The organism is Kitasatospora sp. NPDC058243 (assembly GCF_042882025.1).
Taxonomy (GTDB): Bacteria; Actinomycetota; Actinomycetes; order Streptomycetales; family Streptomycetaceae; genus Kitasatospora.
In genome coordinates, this window is the sequence record NZ_JBHVWW010000083.1 from 3365 (window position 1) to 17871 (window position 14507).

Genomic DNA, 14507 nt, shown 5'->3' on the forward strand with positions numbered 1-14507 from the left:
CAGGGGAAGCGGGAGGGAGACAAACAGGGGGACCCGCACCCCCCCCCCCCCCCGCCGCCGGACGGTCTCAGGAGGCCTTCAGCAGCGGCCGGTTGTTGCACGGCCGGCCGTTCGGGCTGCTCGAACTCCCCCCGGGGGCGTGTCTTGTGGATCAGGCCGGGCCCGCGACGCCTGGGCACGCACCTCGCCGCGTTGTCGTCGGTCGCCGATGCTCCGCATGGACTCCCTCCTCCGCCTTACGATGCACGCACCCAGACGCCGCGCGCTGATCCGACCTGATCCACAAGACACGCCCTAACCGACCACCGTAGTACCAGCGGCCGTCGAGCCCGAGCACCAGCGCGCCGCCACCCGCCGTGAAGTGAACCGGCCGACGCCGGAGGCGAGTTGCCGCTACGGGGGGCGCGGCTCCGCGCTCCGGCGTCCCATCGCGTTTCCCCTCCTCGTGCGAGGTGCGGGCGCCCTGCCGAGCGGGGGCCCGCACCTTCCGGCACTCAGGAGAGCGGTGGGCCGCACGGGAATAACGAAAACCTCTTGCGGAATTCGGCCGCTCGCACACGGCGGGCCGGGTCGCGCGGAGCGGACGACACCGGAGGGGGCGGGCCGGGAGTCCCCCGGGGACGGCCCCGGACGTGACGGTGCCGGGAAGCGCACTCGGGGGGTGTGCGCTCCCCGGCAACGGGGTGGTGGCGGCCACCCGGCCGGAGTCCCGGGGCCTGGGCTCAGACGGCCGTGACGGGAATGCTAGGGCGTGCCACAGGGCCCTGACCAGAGTCCTGAACTGGCCAATTCCCGCCCAGGACATGCCAGCTGGAGCCGATGACTGACGCACCGTCAACAACCGGCCAGGCCGCCGACCGGCCACCGGAACCGGTCAGGCCGCCACCCGCACCGGGGCCGCCTGCGCCGCCGCCCGCCCGCCGGCGCAGCCGCCGTGCAGCCGGGCCAGCCCGGCGACCAGCCCCGCCCGGTCCCCGGCGAGCCACAGGCGCAGCGCGGCGGACAGCGCGGCGCTGGCCGGTCCGCTCGACGGGCCGCCGGTCCGCGCGATCCGCTCGCCCAGCAGCGGCAGCAGGTCCGCGATCGGGGCGGGCAGCCAGAGGGTCAGGGCGCAGGGGGCGGGCCGGGCCAGGACGCGCCGCAGTTGCAGCGCGGAGGCGTCGTCGTGCAGCGCGGGGATGACCTCCAGCAGGCCGTCGACCACCACCTCGGAGACGTCCCCGCCGTGGCCGCGGGCGAGGGCCCGCAGCAGCGCGCGTTCGGCGGCGGTGATCCGGACGGTCAGCATGACCTCGTCGCAGTCCATGGTCCCGGTTCCCCTGTCGTGGAAGTCGTGGCGGTCGTGGCGGTCGTGGCCATCGGGGCCGGTGGGCCCGCCCCGGTGGTTCTCCTGCCCGTCAACGAGGCTCCGCTACCGGCGTTATCAGGCCGTAGTGGCCGTCGTAGCGGCGGTAGAGCACCCGGGCACGGCCGTCGCCGGGGTCGGCGTAGCAGACGAACGGGCCGCCGGTCAGCCAGAGCCGCCGGGCCGCCTCGGTGAGGTCGAGCGGGTCCGCCGGGTCGGCGCCCGTGGACCGGCCCGCCCCGGGCGCGCCGCTGAGCGGGCAGCGGTGGACCAGCGCGTCCCGGCCGGTCACGGCGTCCGCGAAGAGGTGGAACGGCCGGTCCAGCGCGAGCAGTTCGCGGGTGGCCTGCTCGGGGGTGCGGCGGGCGAGGACGACCTCCTTGCGCCGGGCGATCCGCCGTTCGGCGAGCGGGCGGGCGGCGTACTGCGGGCGGTAGGCGCTCTCGTGGGCGGCGGCGAATCCGATGTCGCCCTGCTCGCGCAGCCGGGCGGCCCGGCCGGCGAGGGTGCCCAGGGCGACGTCGACGGCCTCGCGGGCGGTGGCGGCGGCGAGTTGCACCCGGACCGGACCGGCGCCGGCCAGGTCGACGTGGGCCTGCGCGAGGGCGGGCCGGGTCATGGCCCGGTCGCGCACGCGGGTGAGCCGGATGCGCAGCGTGCGGGTTCCGGGGCCGAGCCCGGCGGCCGTCTCCAGTGCCTGCGCCCGGGCGTACTCGGCGTTCTCACGCGGCAGCTCGCCGCGGATCTCCACCCGGACGTCGAGGGCGGGCCGGTGGCGCAGACTGGTCATCAGGGTCCTCCTTCTCCCGGACCATGCTGGCCCTCGGGCGGCCGGGCGGCGAGGGTCCAAAGACCCTGCGCGAGGGGCCCGGCCCGGATCTTTCCGGTGGGGCCTTCGCCGCAGGTCAGCACCGCGTTCCGGGGCGGTCGGGGCCACTGCGGATGATCGACCGTTGGAGTGATCCACCCGCGTTCGGCGCAACGCCCGTCGAACCGGCGCGTTTGCCATGACGTGCGCCCCTCCAGCCGGGGCACGCGCGGATCCGCGCGAGCCGGCCCCCCACCACCCGGCCGGCCCGTCGGGGCCCCCGGTACCGTCCGCACCGGCTCCTCTGATGAGAGGTACTGACATGACCCTGCTGACCGAGACGCGGCAACGGGACCTCCCCCCGAGAACCGCACCCACCGCACCCCGTACCACCCGCTCGGCCGTCCCCCCGCTCGCCCCCGGCGCCGTCCCCGGCCTCGGCCACGCGGCCGCCCTGCTGCGCGACCCGCTCGGCTTCCTCGGCTCGCTCTCCCGGCACGGCGGCGTCGTCCGGATCCGGCTCGGGCCGCGCACCGTCTGCGTGGTCACCGACGCCCCGCTCGTCCACACCCTGCTCGTCGCCCTCGCCTACGACTGCCCGCGCGGCGCCGTCCAGGACACCCTCAAGACGGCGTTCGGCGACGGCCTGCTGATGTCCGAGGGCCAGGCCCACCGCGACCGCCGCCGGATCATCCAACCCGCCTTCGGGCCGGACCGGATGGCCGAGTACGTCGCCGTGATGCACCAGGTCACCGAGGAGCGGGCCAGGCGCTGGCACCCCGGGCAAGTCCTCGACGTGGCCAAGGAGATGAACCACCTCGCGCTGGAGATCGTCACCCGCTCGCTGTTCGACGCCCGGCTGAGCGAGGATGCCACCCTGGCCTTCCACCAGGCCCTGCCGGACCTGGTGAAGGGCCAGATCGTCCAGTCCCTCTACCCGCACCCGGCGCTCGCCCGGCTGCCGCTGGCGGTCAACCGGCGCTTCGACGCCGCCGTCCGGGTGCTCAACCAGGTCGTCGACCAGGCCGTCAGGCCGACGGGCACCCGATCCGCCGAGCGGGGCGGCACCCTGCCCGCCCTGCTGCGCGCCGCCACCGACCCGGGCACCGGCCGGCCGCTCACCGAGGCGGACGTCCGGTCCGAGGCGATCACCATGTTCGGCGCGGGCACCGAGACCGTCTCCACCACGCTGACCTGGCTCCTCGACGAACTCCTGCGCCACCCCGAGGTGGAGGCCCGGGTGCTCGCCGAACTCGACGAGCACCTGCCCGCCGGAGCCGCCCCCACCCCCGAGGCGCTGGCCAGGCTCACCTACACCCGCAGCGTCACCCAGGAGGTGGTGCGGCTGCACGCGCCCAACGCCTTCCTGATGCGCACCGCCCAGGTGCCGGTGGACCTCGGCCCGTACCGGATCCCGGCCGGCACCGAACTGCTCTACAGCCTCACCGCACTGCACCGCGACCCGGACCGCTACCCGGACCCGCTGCGCTTCCGCCCGGAGCGCTGGCAGTCCGGCGGGGCCGGGCGGCACTCCTTCCTCCCGTTCGGGGCCGGCAAGCACAAGTGCATCGGGGAGGCCTTCGCCTGGGCCGAGCTGACCGTCGCGGCGGCCGCGATCCTGCGCCGCTGGCGGCCGGTGGCCGTCCCCGGCGCCCGGGCCCGGGAAGTGGTGTGGACGACGGTCCAGGCGCACGGGCTGCGCGTGCGGCTGACCCCGCGCGGCGCCCGGGTGCCCCGCCCGGACAGCCCGCCGGACGACCGGGTGGGAGAGGGCCGAGCGGGGGACGACCGGGCGCGGGAGGACCGGGCGCGGGACGACCGGGCGGCCGTCGAGGCCCCGCCGGCGGCCCGCTGCCCGGTGAGCGTCCCCGCCCCCGCCCCCGCCGCGCCCCAACTCCCGCAACGGTCCGGCGAACTGCGCACCGCCGCGGCCCGGCACGCCGCCTGGGTGGTCGGCCGCAACCTCCTCACCCCGCCCGAGATGACCCGCTACGGGGCCTACGCCCTGCACGAGTTGATCGGCCACGCCTTCCCCCGCGCGCACGGCGCCGACCTCGACCTGCTGGTGGACATGCTGGGCTGGTTCACCATCCTCGACGACCGCTTCGACGGCCCGCCCGGGCGCCGCCCCGTCGAAGCCCGCGACGTCGTCGACCCGCTCATCGACGTCCTGTACCGCACCGGGGCCGATCGGACGGGCGCCTCCGCGCCGGTCGGCGCGGGCCCGGCGCCGCGCTCCGGCGACCACGTGCTCCGCGCCTGGCACGACCTGTGGAGCCGCCAGGCGCAGGGCATGTCCCCCAACTGGCGCGCCCGGGCCGCCCGGGAGTGGCAGGCCTGCCTGGAGACCTTCCCCGCCGAGGCCGAACACCGCGCCCACGGCACCGTCCCCGCCCTCGGCCTGCCCGAGACCATGCGGCTGCGCCGCCACGGCAGCTGTCTCTACCCGTTCATGAACATACTGGAACGGGTCCACGGCGCCGACGCCCCCGCCGCCCTCCACGCGGAGCCCGCACTGCACCGGCTGCGTGCCAACACCGCCGACGCCGCCACGCTGATCAACGACCTGTACTCACTGGAGCGGGAGGAACGCCAGAGCGCGGCCGCCTTCAACACCGTCCTCGCCCTGCAACGGATCCGCGGCTGCACCCGCAGCCGGGCCGTCGGCGCCGTCCGCTCCCGGGTCGCCCGGCTGCGGCGGGAGAACGACGCGCTGCGCAGCGACCTGCGCCACCGCCACCCGGCCGGGCGCTGGTACCTGGACGGCACCCGGGAGCTCATCGAGGGCGTCCAGGCCTGGACCAGCACCAGCGACCGCTACCTCGTGACGGACAGCCCTCGGACGTAGGCCCTGTCCGGCCGGCCTTGGCCGGGCAGGACGCAGGAGGTGCCTACTTGCGGCCGCCGAGCGCGAACAGCAGCAGCACGAAGCCGGCGAACAGGTGCGTGGCGAAGATGTAGATGCCCGCCCGGATGAGCATGGCCTTGCGTCGGCGCTTCTCCTCGCGCGTGCCGTCGCTCGTGCTCTCGCTCATGGCGGGGGTTCTCCTCGGGTCGGCCGGCCGGGTCGGGCGCGGGTTCAACGGTCCCGACGGGCTCGAAGGGTCCAACGGGCTCGAAGGGCTCGACACGCTCGACCGGCCCGAGGGCCTCGGCGGGCTCAACGGTGCGGCCGGCCGCCGGGCTCGCGCAGTTCGGTGAGCAGCGCGCCCTGGTCGGTGATCAGCTCGGTCAGGATCCGGCGCGCGGCCCGCAGCAGCTCGGCCACGTCCGGGGTGCTGAGCGCGTACACCACGGTGTTGCCCTCGCGAGTGGCGGCGACCAGTTGGGTACGGCGCAGCACCGCGAGCTGCTGGGAGAGGTTGGAGGGCTCGACCTCGATCTCGGCCAGCAGCTCGCGCACCGGCCGGGGCCCGTCCTGGAGCAGTTCCAGCACCCGGATCCGGACCGGGTGGCCGAGGGTGCGGAAGAACTCCGCCTTGGCCTGGTACAGCGGGACGGGCATGGTCCGCGTCCCTCCCTCGGGTACGGCTCGGTGAGCGTGCGGCCGCGTCCTCACCGGCGGCCGGCAAGCATCATCGCCACAGATGAAGATTTCTTCAAGTCGTCACAGTGGGCGCCCGGCCGTCGGCTGGCGGCCGCCCGGCCCGCCGGGGCCGCCCCCGAGTGGTCCACGTCACATCCGGAGGGCGCGCGGGAACGCCGGAAGCCGAGCCCGGGACGCTGCCAACTCCCGGACTCGGCGGTCATGGTGAGGTTCCGTCAGCAGAGTACAGGTACATCCACCTCGACCGGGGCCGGCCCCCGCCAGATCGACTCGACGGCGAAGGTCGCATGGAGGGTCGAACCGCACGGCACGGTGACGCTGACGCCGTCGACCCGCACGGTGGCGGCCGTGAACACGGCGCGCACGCTCGCCGAGCCGAGCGACTCGCCGCCGACCACCCCGGCCGACAGGCGGGTGAGCAGCTCCTGCGACTTCGGCGGCCACGGGGTGTCCGGAGTGGGCGGACCGGCCAGGCCGATCTGCCCGTACAGCACGACGCTGCCGCCGGTGACCTCGGCGCAGACCTTGGTCGACAGCCCGGCCTGCAGGCCGTTGTAGCCGCAGGTCGTCACCGTGGCGGCGGTCTCGGCGGCGCCGCTGGTCGACACGGCGAGCGCCGGCACCGGCGCCGCGAGCAGGGCGACGACGCCGGCCGCGCCCGAGGCGATCCGGGTGATGCGGTTCATTGCCTCCTCCTTCGGAGGGTACGAGGAACGATCAGAACAGGTGAGGTAGCACATGTGACATTTCACATGCGCCATGAAGAGACTTTGCCATGCGATTCCCATGCCATGACCGCGATTCTGCCTTCGAAGTGCCGAGCAGACCGAAACCAGACCTTTGATGGCGTAATCCCACCCCGGAGGGTCGGGCTCCGCGCACCTGCCACGGCCGGCCTCCCCGGTGCCCGGCGCGGGGCCGGTCGGCCGCCGCCGGCTCAGTCCAGGGAGGCCCGCAGGGCGTCGACCCGGGTGACGGCGGCCGCGAAGGCGGCGCGGTCGAGCCGGCCGGAGTCCAGGGCGTCGGCGAGGGCCGTGGTGGCGTCCTCGGCCTGCTGAGGGTCGCGGGCGGAGCAGAGGATCAGGTCCATCCCGGCCTCGGCGGCGGCCACCGCGCGGTCGCCGGGGCCGCCGTACGGGGCGAGGGCCTCGGCCTCCAGGGCGTCGGTGACGGTGACGCCCCGGAAGCCCAGGCGGCCGCGCAGCTCGCCCTCGACCACGGCGGGCGACATCCCCGCCGGGCGGTCCGGGTCGAGCGCCGGGTAGACCGCCCAGGAGGCCATCACCAGCCGGACGCCCGCCGCGATGGCCGCCCGGTAGGGCTCCTCACCGCGGGCGCGCAGCTCGTCCAGCGGCACGGACAGGGTGACGGGGCGGTCATCGGTGTTCTCGCCGTTGACTGCCGAGCCCAGCCCGGGGAAGTGCTTGGCGGTGGCGGCGACGCCCAGGCCCTGCTGGGCGGCGAGGAAGGCGCTGCCCAACTCGCCGACGCCGGCGGGGTCCTGACCGTAGGAACGCTCATGGCGGTCGATGAAGTTGCCCGGGGTGTCGTAGACGTCCAGCACCGGCGCGAGGTTCACGTTGAGCCCCGCGTCCGCGAGCGTCCCGGCGGCGCCGACCCCGGCGCGGCCCGCCGCGCCGAGCGGGTCGGGCTCCGATCCGGTCCGGCGGGCGGAGAGTTCGGGCGCGCCGGGCAGGCGGCGCACCTTGCCGCCTTCCTGGTCGGTCATCAGCAACAGCCCCTCGGGCACCGGCGACTGCGCCGCCGCCTGCCGCAACTGACCGACGGCCTCGGCGAGTTGCGCCGGGCTCGTGACATTCTCGGCGAACAGGATGACCCCGGCCGCCCGCCCCTCCCGAATCGTCTGCAGCACGCCCGGCGGCGGTGTCGGACCGGCGTAGGAGAGTACGATCCGGCGCCCCGCGAGCTGCCGCGCGTCCTGATCGGCCATCTCCGCCACCACCGTCCCCTCACCCGGGGCACTGACCCGCCCCGGTATCGACCCCGGCACGTCCGGTATCGAGGCCCGCACGGATATTGGTGCGGACGCCGGTGCGGACGCCGACACCGACCCGGCCGGAACCGGCCCGAGCGTGGCCGCCAACACCACCAGCATCGCGCCGAACTGGACGGTGCGCCGAAGCACGGCCATCACGCCTCCCTGAGGTCGGCAGCGGGATACGGCCCGTCAAGGCACCCGAGGCCGTCAAGGCACCCGAGCCCGTCGCCACCATAGCCCGGACCCCGGAAGAGCACACCCGAGCCCGCGCGGACGGGGGACCCGGGTGCCGACCGCCCTCAGACCTCAGCCCTCAGACCTCAGCCTTACCGGCGCAGCAACCGCCCCAGGACGGCGATCCCCTCCGCGATCTCCCCCGGCGCACCCGCCGCGTAGCCGAGCACCAGCCCCGGCGGGTACGGCAGGCGCGCATGCCAGGACAGCGGCTGCACCTTGACGCCCTCGGCGAGCGCCGCCGTGGCCAGTTCGGTGTCCGTGCAGCGGACCCCGGCTGGCAGGGTGAGCATCAGGTGCAGGCCGGCCGCCGCGCCGTGGACGGTGGCGCCGGGGAGGTGGGCGTGGACGGCGGCGATCATCGCGTCCCGTCGGCGGCGGTGGCGGTGGCGCAACAGCCGCAGGTGGCGGTCGAGTTCGCCGGACTCCATCAGCCGGGCCAGCACCAGCTGCGGCAGCACCGGGTTGCCCAGGTCGGCGAACCGCTTGGCCTCCAGGACGGCCTCGCGCAGCCGCGGCGGCACCAGCAGCCAGCCGGTGCGCAGCGCGGGGGCGAGCAGCTTGGAGATGCTGCCCGCGTAGCAGACCTGCTCCGGCAGGGCGGCGCGCAGCGCGGGGACGGGCGGGCGGTCGTAGCGGTGCTCGGCGTCGTAGTCGTCCTCGATGACCAGGCCGCCCTCGCCCGCCCAGCGCAGCAGTTCGCGCCGCCGCTCGCCGCCGAGGACGACCCCGGTCGGGTACTGGTGGGCCGGGGTGAGCAGGACGGCCGGGGCGCCGGTGGCGCGCAGCGCGTCGACCCGGACGCCCTCGGCGTCGACCGGGACGGGCGGGGTCGCGGCGAGCCAGTGGGCGAGGTGCTGGCGGGCGCCGAGCGAGCCCGGGTCCTCGACGGCGACCTCGGTGACGCCCATCCGGCCGAGGGCCCGGCCGAGCAGGGCGAGGGCCTGGGCCGTCCCGGCGACGATCAGCACCTCGTCCGGTTCGGCGCGGATGCCCCGGTTGCGGGCCAGCCAGTGGGCGACGGCCCGGCGCAGTGCGGGGGTGCCGCGGACGTCGCCGTAGCCGAGGTCGGCGGCGGCGAGGCCGTCGAGGACGGCGCGTTCGGCACGCAGCCAGGCGGTGCGGGGGAAGGCGGCGAGGTCGGGCACGCCGGGCGTGAGGTCGATCCGGGCGGGCGTGCCGCGCAGCAGGTCGAACACCTCGGGGTCGGGGTCGGCGTGGAACAGGACGGGCTCCGGCCGGGCGCGCGGCGGGGCCGGGGATGTGGCTGACAACGAGGGCGCGGCCGACAACGGGGGCACGGGCGGCGCCGGAACCGCGACGACGACGGTGCCGCCCCTGCCCCGGCCGGCGATCTGGCCCTCCTCGGCGAGGCGCCGGTAGGCGTCGGTCACCACTCCCCGGGAGACGCCGAGTTCGGCCGCCAGCCCCCGGGTGGCGGGCAGCCTGCTGCCCGTGGGGAGGCGGCCGTCGGCGATGGCCTCGCGCAGTCGGCGGGCGAGCCAGCCGGTCAGGCCGCCGGGCGGGGCGTCGGCGGTGTCGAGCTGGAGGAAGTCGGCGCCCGGGTCCGCCTGTTTGGACCTGCCGTCCGGTGCTTCTTTGGACCTGTTCACCGGGCCATTGTGGCGTGAGGGTGGGGCCATGACCACGGAAACGGCACCACTGAACGACCGGCAGGACGCCGAAGGCCCCGGCCACAACTACGCCCCCGGCTACGTCCACGGCTACTCGGAGACCGAGGCGCAACGGCTCGGCGACCAGGCGGACACCCTCGCCGAGCTGCTGCACGCGGGCACCGCGTACCCGGCGGGCAGCCGGGTGCTGGAGGCCGGCTGCGGGGTGGGGGCGCAGACCGCGCACCTGCTGGCCGCCAGTCCCGGCGTGCTGCTGACGGCGGTGGACGTCTCGGCGGAGTCGCTGGCGCAGGCCCGGGCCCGGGTGGCGGCCGAGGCGCCCACCGCGCGGGTCACCTGGCACCACGGCGACCTGCACCGACTCCCCTTCCCGGACGGCGCGTTCGACCACGTCTTCGTGTGCTTCGTGCTGGAGCACCTGGCCGATCCGGTGGCCGCGTTGACCGCGCTGCGGCGGGTGCTGCGGCCGGGCGGCACGATCACGGTGATCGAGGGCGACCACGGCTCGGCCTTCTTCCACCCGCAGGGCCCGGCGGCCCGCGACGCGGTCGACCTGCTGGTGCAGCTCCAGGCGGCGGCGGGCGGCGACGCCCTGCTCGGGCGCCGCCTGTACCCGCTCATGACGGAGGCCGGCTTCCGGGACGTGGTCGTCCGCCCCCGCACCGTCCACGCCGACGGCGCCCGCCCCGCCCTGGTCGAGGGCTTCACCCGGCGCACCTTCGTCGCGATGGTCGAGGCCGTCCGCACCGAGGCGCTGGCCGCCGGGCTGACCACCCCCGACGCCTTCGACCGCGGCATCGCCGAACTGCGCCGCACGGCCGAGCCGGGCGGGACGTTCCACTACACCTTCTTCAAGGCGGTGGCGGTCAACCCGTAGGCCGGTCGGGCGGGGAGGTCCGCCCGCCTGCCCGCCCGCTCACTCCGGGCTGTCGCCGAGGGCGGCCAGGAGGGTGCGCATGGCGTCGACGAGCGCGGCGGTCCGGGGGGCGTCGAGGCCGGCGAGGAGGAGCCGCTCGGTGGCGAGGTGGTCGGGGAGGGCGCGGTCGATCAGGGCGTGGCCCTCGGGAGTGAGCCCGACCACGCGGCTGCGGCCGTCCTGGTCACTCTGGGTGCGGGTGACCAGGCCGCGGGCCTCCAGACGGTCGAGGCGCTGGGTGATGGCGCCGGAGGTGACCATGGCGGACTGCATCAGTCCGGTGGGGGTGAGGCGGTAGGGCGGGCCGCTGCGCTTGAGGGTGGCGAGGACGTCGAAGGAGGCGGCGTCCAGGCCGTGTTCGCCGAAGGTCCGGTTGAGCTCCGCGTCCATCAGGCGGTAGAGGCGCTTGAGTCGGCCGATCACCTCCATCGGGGAGACGTCCAGGTCGGGGCGCTCGGCGGCCCACTGCGCGACTACTCGGTCCACATGATCTGCATCTGCCACAGGTTCAGGGTAGGGGATTCCGCCGCGATTCCTTAGCGATGAGGTAACTGTGAGCCACGTCACCCCGTCAAAGCGGCGAGAGATGCCTTAGCGCTGAGATACATTTGCTTAGTGCTAAGAAATCGCCTCGGAATCGTGCTGGTGACGGCGATAGCCCCCGCCGTCTGGGGGTCGACGTACATCGTCACCACCGAACTGCTCCCGCCCCACCGTCCACTCCTCGCGGCCGTCCTCCGGGCCCTGCCCGCAGGACTGCTGCTGATCGCCGTCACCCGCCGGCTGCCGAAGGGCAGCTGGTGGTGGCGCGCACCGGTCCTCGGCGCGCTGAACATCGGCGCCTTCCTCGCCCTCCTCTTCATCGCCGCCTACCGCCTCCCCGGCGGGGTCGCCGCCACCGTCGGTGCCGTCCAGCCGCTGATCACCGCCGGACTCTCGGCCGCGCTGCTCGGCGACCGGCTCACACCGCGCACGGTGATCTGCGGCATCGCGGGGATCGCGGGCGTCAGCCTGCTGGTCCTGCGGGCCAACGCCCAGCTGGACGCCGTCGGCGTGGCCGCCGCGCTCGCCGGCGCGGTCGTCATGGCCACCGGCGTCGTCCTCTCCAAGCGCTGGGTCTCCCCCGCCCCGCTGCTCGCCACCACCGGCTGGCAGCTCACCGCCGGCGGACTGCTGCTGGTACCGGTCGCGCTGTTCGTCGAGGGCGCCCCGCCGTCCCACCTCACCGGCGGCAACCTGCTCGGCTACGGCTACCTCAGTCTGATCGGCGCGGCGCTCACGTACGCGCTCTGGTTCCGCGGGATCCGGGCACTGCCGCCGACCTCGGTCTCCTTCCTCTCGCTGCTCAGCCCGGTGGTCGCCACCGCGATCGGCTGGCTGGCCCTCGGGCAGGACCTCAGCCCGCTCCAGGCGCTCGGCGCACTGATCGTCCTCGGCTCGCTGATCGCGGCCCAGACCCGGCGACTCCCCAGCACCACCGCGGCCTCCGCGCCCGCCGTACCCACCGCGCCGGCCGCCGCGCCGCCCGTCCGCGAGAACGCCTGACCCCGTCCCGCTCCCCGCCGAACTCCCCTCCGCACGCCCCGATCCCCGGCCAGCAGCCGCTGGCACCCACCGCACCAGGAGAACCTCCATGCACATCACCGTGTTCGGCGCCACCGGCAACGTCGGCAGCCGGGTGGTGACCGAGGCGCTCGCCCGCCACCACCGGATCACCGCCGTCCTGCGCGACCCCGCCAAACCGCACGGCCTGCCGGCCGCCGTCGCCCTCGGTGTCGGCGACGCCCGCAACCCCGAGGACGTCGCCCGCCTCGCCGCCGGGCAGGACCTGGTGATCACCGCCACCCGCCCGGCGCCCGGCAGCGAGCACGAGCTGTCCGCCGCCACCCGGGGCCTGCTGGCCGGTCTCGCCGGAACGGGCGTGCGCCTGATGGCCGTCGGCGGCGCGGGCAGCCTCACCCTCCCCGGCCGCGGCGGGACGGCTCTCGCCGACGACCCCGGCTTCCCCGCCGAGCTCCGGCCGATCGCCCGGGCCTGCCGCGAGCAGCTCGACCTCTACCGCGGCGCCGACCCGGACGTCGACTGGACCTACCTGAGCCCCGCCGCCCTGCTCGAACCCGGCGAGCGCACCGGCCGCTTCCGGCTCGGACGGGACGAACTGCTGGTGGACGCCGAGGGCGCCTCGGTGATCTCCATGGAGGACCTCGCCGTCGCCCTGCTCGACGAGGCCGAGCAGCCCGCACACCGCCGCACCCGCTTCACCGCCGCCTACTGACCTGGGGCGATCCTCCGTGTCCGGGGTGTACCCAGCACCACCCCGGACACGGAACCCCGCATGATCGACCGTCAGGGCGGGCTCGGACAGGATCATTCCCGTGAACACCAACGCATCGAACACCACGGCCTCGCACACCATCACGCCGAGCACCACCGCGCCGAACACCGCCGCCTCGCACACCCCGGCGGCCGGCGCCACCGCCTCCCGCACCCGGCGCGCCGCCGTGGCCGTCGTCGCCGCCGTCCTGGCCGGCCTCGCCGTGCCGGCCACCGCCGGCGCCGCCCCGGACGCCGGCCGGAACCCGGGCGACGCCGAGGTCGCCCCCGCCCGCTACACCCACCAGACCCTCGCCTGGCAGCCCTGCGCCAAGCAGCCGGCGCTGGACTGCGCCACCATGACCGCCCCGCGCGACTGGCACCACGCCGACGCCGGCGCCGACGTGACGATCGCCGTCTCCCGGCACCGCGCCGGCGGCCCGGCCAAGCGCAAGGGCACGCTGCTGATGGCCGCCGGCGGCCCCGGCGCGTCGGGCCTGCTGCGCCCGGCGAACCTGGCCACCGCCGCCCCGGCCGTCGGCGCCGCGTACGACATCGTGGGCTTCGACCAGCGCGGGGTCGGCGAGAGCACCCGGGCCGTGTGCCAGACGCCGGAGGAGTTCCAGGACTTCCTGGCCGGCGACTTCCGCGACCAGTCCCCGGCGGCGATCGACCGGGTGGTCGCCAACTCCAAGAAACTGGCCGCCAGTTGCCAGGAGCGCACGGGCGACCTGCTGCCCTACCTGAACACCGAGCAGACCGCCCACGACATCGACCTGTTCCGCGGCCTGCTCGGCGAGCAGAAGCTCAGCTACTTCGGCCCGTCCTACGCCTCGATGATCGGGGCCTACTACGGGACGCTCTTCCCGCACCGCGTCGAGCGGATGGTCCTGGACAGCAACATCGGCTTCGACGGCACCTGGGAGAAGTTCGAACTGGGCCAGCCGATGAGCTTCCAGCGCCGCTTCGACGAGGACTTCGTGCCGTGGCTGGCGGCCCGCGACGCCACCTACCACTGGGGCTCCACCCCCGAGAAGGTGCAGGCGCACTGGGAGCAGCGGCGCGCCGCGCTGCACGACCGGCCCATCACCGACGGCTCCCTGACGATCGGCCCGAACCAGTTGGACAACGGCGCGATCAGCGCGATCTACGAGCGGGACACCTTCCCCTTCCTCGCCCAGGCCCTGACCGCCGTCGACGACTGGCAGGGGGCCGACCCCGCGGCCAAGGCGATGGCCGGGCGGCTGTTCGGCCAGTACCTCGGCCCGGAGTTCCTCGCCGAGTACTTCTCGGTGACCTGCAACGACACCCCGTGGACCAAGGACATGGACACCTGGGTCCAGCACGGCGCGGAGAACACCGCGCGCTACCCGCTGGTGGGCGCCCGCACGCTGGCCTTCAGCGCGGTCTGCGCGGCCTGGCCGACCGCGCCCGCCCCCAAGGTCAAGGTGACCGGCGCCCACCTGCCGACGGTGCTGATGCTCAACTCGGTGCACGACCCGGCGACGTACTACGAGGCGGCGCTCGGCGCGCACCGCGCGCTGCGCGGCTCCAAGCTGGTGACCGTCACCGGGAGCGGCGACCACGGCCAGTACCCCACCGCCAACTCCTGCGTCACCAACGTCGTCGAGAGCTACCTGCTCGACGACCGCGCCCCCCAGCACGACCTCGTCTGCCCCACCCCGCAGGCGGGTTGACCCCGGGCGCGACC

Annotated in this window: 13 protein-coding genes; 5 read left to right on the forward strand and 8 right to left on the reverse strand. The window is 75.3% G+C overall.

The window, feature by feature from the left end; translation table 11 throughout:
• Positions 1-874 precede the first annotated feature (874 nt).
• Together ACFVX9_RS35320 and ACFVX9_RS35325 are read right to left on the reverse strand one after the other, a co-directional pair.
• Entirely contained in the window at positions 875-1306 is a 432-nt protein-coding gene (locus ACFVX9_RS35320) for a hypothetical protein (RefSeq protein WP_380378779.1), read from the reverse strand.
• A gap of 91 nt (positions 1307-1397) precedes the next feature.
• Positions 1398-2135 (reverse strand): sigma 54 modulation/S30EA ribosomal C-terminal domain-containing protein, encoded by a 738-nt coding sequence (locus ACFVX9_RS35325; RefSeq protein ID WP_387985874.1) that lies wholly within the window; start codon positions 2133-2135, stop codon positions 1398-1400.
• Between the two features lie 340 nt (positions 2136-2475).
• Here ACFVX9_RS35325 and ACFVX9_RS35330 point away from each other — a divergent pair, with 340 nt between their 5' ends.
• A complete protein-coding gene (locus ACFVX9_RS35330; protein WP_387985876.1) occupies positions 2476-5001 on the forward strand; it encodes a cytochrome P450 in 2526 nt (841 codons plus the stop codon).
• A gap of 43 nt (positions 5002-5044) precedes the next feature.
• Here the strand turns inward: ACFVX9_RS35330 and ACFVX9_RS35335 are convergent, their stop codons facing one another.
• From ACFVX9_RS35335 to ACFVX9_RS35355, 5 genes are all read right to left on the reverse strand, one after another.
• The gene (locus ACFVX9_RS35335) at positions 5045-5188 is read right to left on the reverse strand and encodes a DUF6126 family protein (protein WP_159398578.1); all 144 of its coding nucleotides are present in this window, start codon (positions 5186-5188) and stop codon (positions 5045-5047) included.
• 125 nt (positions 5189-5313) lie between these two features.
• A complete protein-coding gene (locus ACFVX9_RS35340) occupies positions 5314-5658 on the reverse strand; it encodes a helix-turn-helix transcriptional regulator (RefSeq protein WP_063350638.1) in 345 nt (114 codons plus the stop codon).
• A gap of 257 nt (positions 5659-5915) precedes the next feature.
• Positions 5916-6386, reverse strand: coding sequence for a hypothetical protein (locus ACFVX9_RS35345; protein ID WP_387985879.1), 471 nt, complete (start codon positions 6384-6386; stop codon positions 5916-5918).
• Positions 6387-6637: 251 nt separating this feature from the next.
• Positions 6638-7852, reverse strand: coding sequence for a glycoside hydrolase family 3 N-terminal domain-containing protein (locus tag ACFVX9_RS35350; RefSeq protein ID WP_387985882.1), 1215 nt, complete (start codon positions 7850-7852; stop codon positions 6638-6640).
• Between the two features lie 173 nt (positions 7853-8025).
• On the reverse strand, positions 8026-9576 hold the full coding sequence (locus tag ACFVX9_RS35355; RefSeq protein ID WP_380378771.1) for a PLP-dependent aminotransferase family protein: 1551 nt from the start codon (positions 9574-9576) through the stop codon (positions 8026-8028).
• On the opposite strand from ACFVX9_RS35355, the gene ACFVX9_RS35360 reads away from it, so the two are divergent.
• On the forward strand, positions 9575-10444 hold the full coding sequence (locus ACFVX9_RS35360) for an L-histidine N(alpha)-methyltransferase (RefSeq protein WP_380378769.1): 870 nt from the start codon (positions 9575-9577) through the stop codon (positions 10442-10444). The genes ACFVX9_RS35355 and ACFVX9_RS35360 overlap by 2 nt on opposite strands.
• A 39-nt stretch (positions 10445-10483) precedes the next feature.
• On the opposite strand, the gene ACFVX9_RS35365 is transcribed toward ACFVX9_RS35360, so the two are convergent.
• A complete protein-coding gene (locus tag ACFVX9_RS35365; RefSeq protein WP_380378768.1) occupies positions 10484-10969 on the reverse strand; it encodes a MarR family winged helix-turn-helix transcriptional regulator in 486 nt (161 codons plus the stop codon).
• A 129-nt stretch (positions 10970-11098) separates the two neighbouring features.
• Between ACFVX9_RS35365 and ACFVX9_RS35370 the strand changes: the two genes are divergently transcribed.
• From ACFVX9_RS35370 to ACFVX9_RS35380, 3 genes are all read left to right on the forward strand, one after another.
• Positions 11099-12028 carry an EamA family transporter gene (locus tag ACFVX9_RS35370; RefSeq protein WP_380378767.1) on the forward strand — a complete coding sequence of 310 codons (930 nt, stop codon included), beginning with the start codon at positions 11099-11101 and terminating at the stop codon, positions 12026-12028.
• An 88-nt stretch (positions 12029-12116) separates the two neighbouring features.
• Complete coding sequence (locus tag ACFVX9_RS35375) at positions 12117-12758, forward strand: NAD(P)-dependent oxidoreductase (protein ID WP_380378766.1); 642 nt, start codon at positions 12117-12119, stop codon at positions 12756-12758.
• Positions 12759-12858: 100 nt separating this feature from the next.
• Positions 12859-14493, forward strand: coding sequence for an alpha/beta hydrolase (locus ACFVX9_RS35380; protein WP_380487811.1), 1635 nt, complete (start codon positions 12859-12861; stop codon positions 14491-14493).
• The last annotated feature ends 14 nt before the right edge of the window (positions 14494-14507 follow it).

Coding starts and splice junctions, on each gene's coding strand:
- ACFVX9_RS35345 (WP_387985879.1), bottom strand. CDS start 6,386: ATGAACCGCATCACCCGGATCGCCTCGGGCGCGGCCGGCGTCGTCGCC.
- ACFVX9_RS35350 (WP_387985882.1), bottom strand. CDS start 7,852: ATGGCCGTGCTTCGGCGCACCGTCCAGTTCGGCGCGATGCTGGTGGTG.
- ACFVX9_RS35355 (WP_380378771.1), bottom strand. CDS start 9,576: ATGGCCCCACCCTCACGCCACAATGGCCCGGTGAACAGGTCCAAAGAA.
- ACFVX9_RS35330 (WP_387985876.1), top strand. CDS start 2,476: ATGACCCTGCTGACCGAGACGCGGCAACGGGACCTCCCCCCGAGAACC.
- ACFVX9_RS35325 (WP_387985874.1), bottom strand. CDS start 2,135: ATGACCAGTCTGCGCCACCGGCCCGCCCTCGACGTCCGGGTGGAGATC.
- ACFVX9_RS35340 (WP_063350638.1), bottom strand. CDS start 5,658: ATGCCCGTCCCGCTGTACCAGGCCAAGGCGGAGTTCTTCCGCACCCTC.
- ACFVX9_RS35335 (WP_159398578.1), bottom strand. CDS start 5,188: ATGAGCGAGAGCACGAGCGACGGCACGCGCGAGGAGAAGCGCCGACGC.
- ACFVX9_RS35375 (WP_380378766.1), top strand. CDS start 12,117: ATGCACATCACCGTGTTCGGCGCCACCGGCAACGTCGGCAGCCGGGTG.
- ACFVX9_RS35360 (WP_380378769.1), top strand. CDS start 9,575: ATGACCACGGAAACGGCACCACTGAACGACCGGCAGGACGCCGAAGGC.
- ACFVX9_RS35320 (WP_380378779.1), bottom strand. CDS start 1,306: ATGGACTGCGACGAGGTCATGCTGACCGTCCGGATCACCGCCGCCGAA.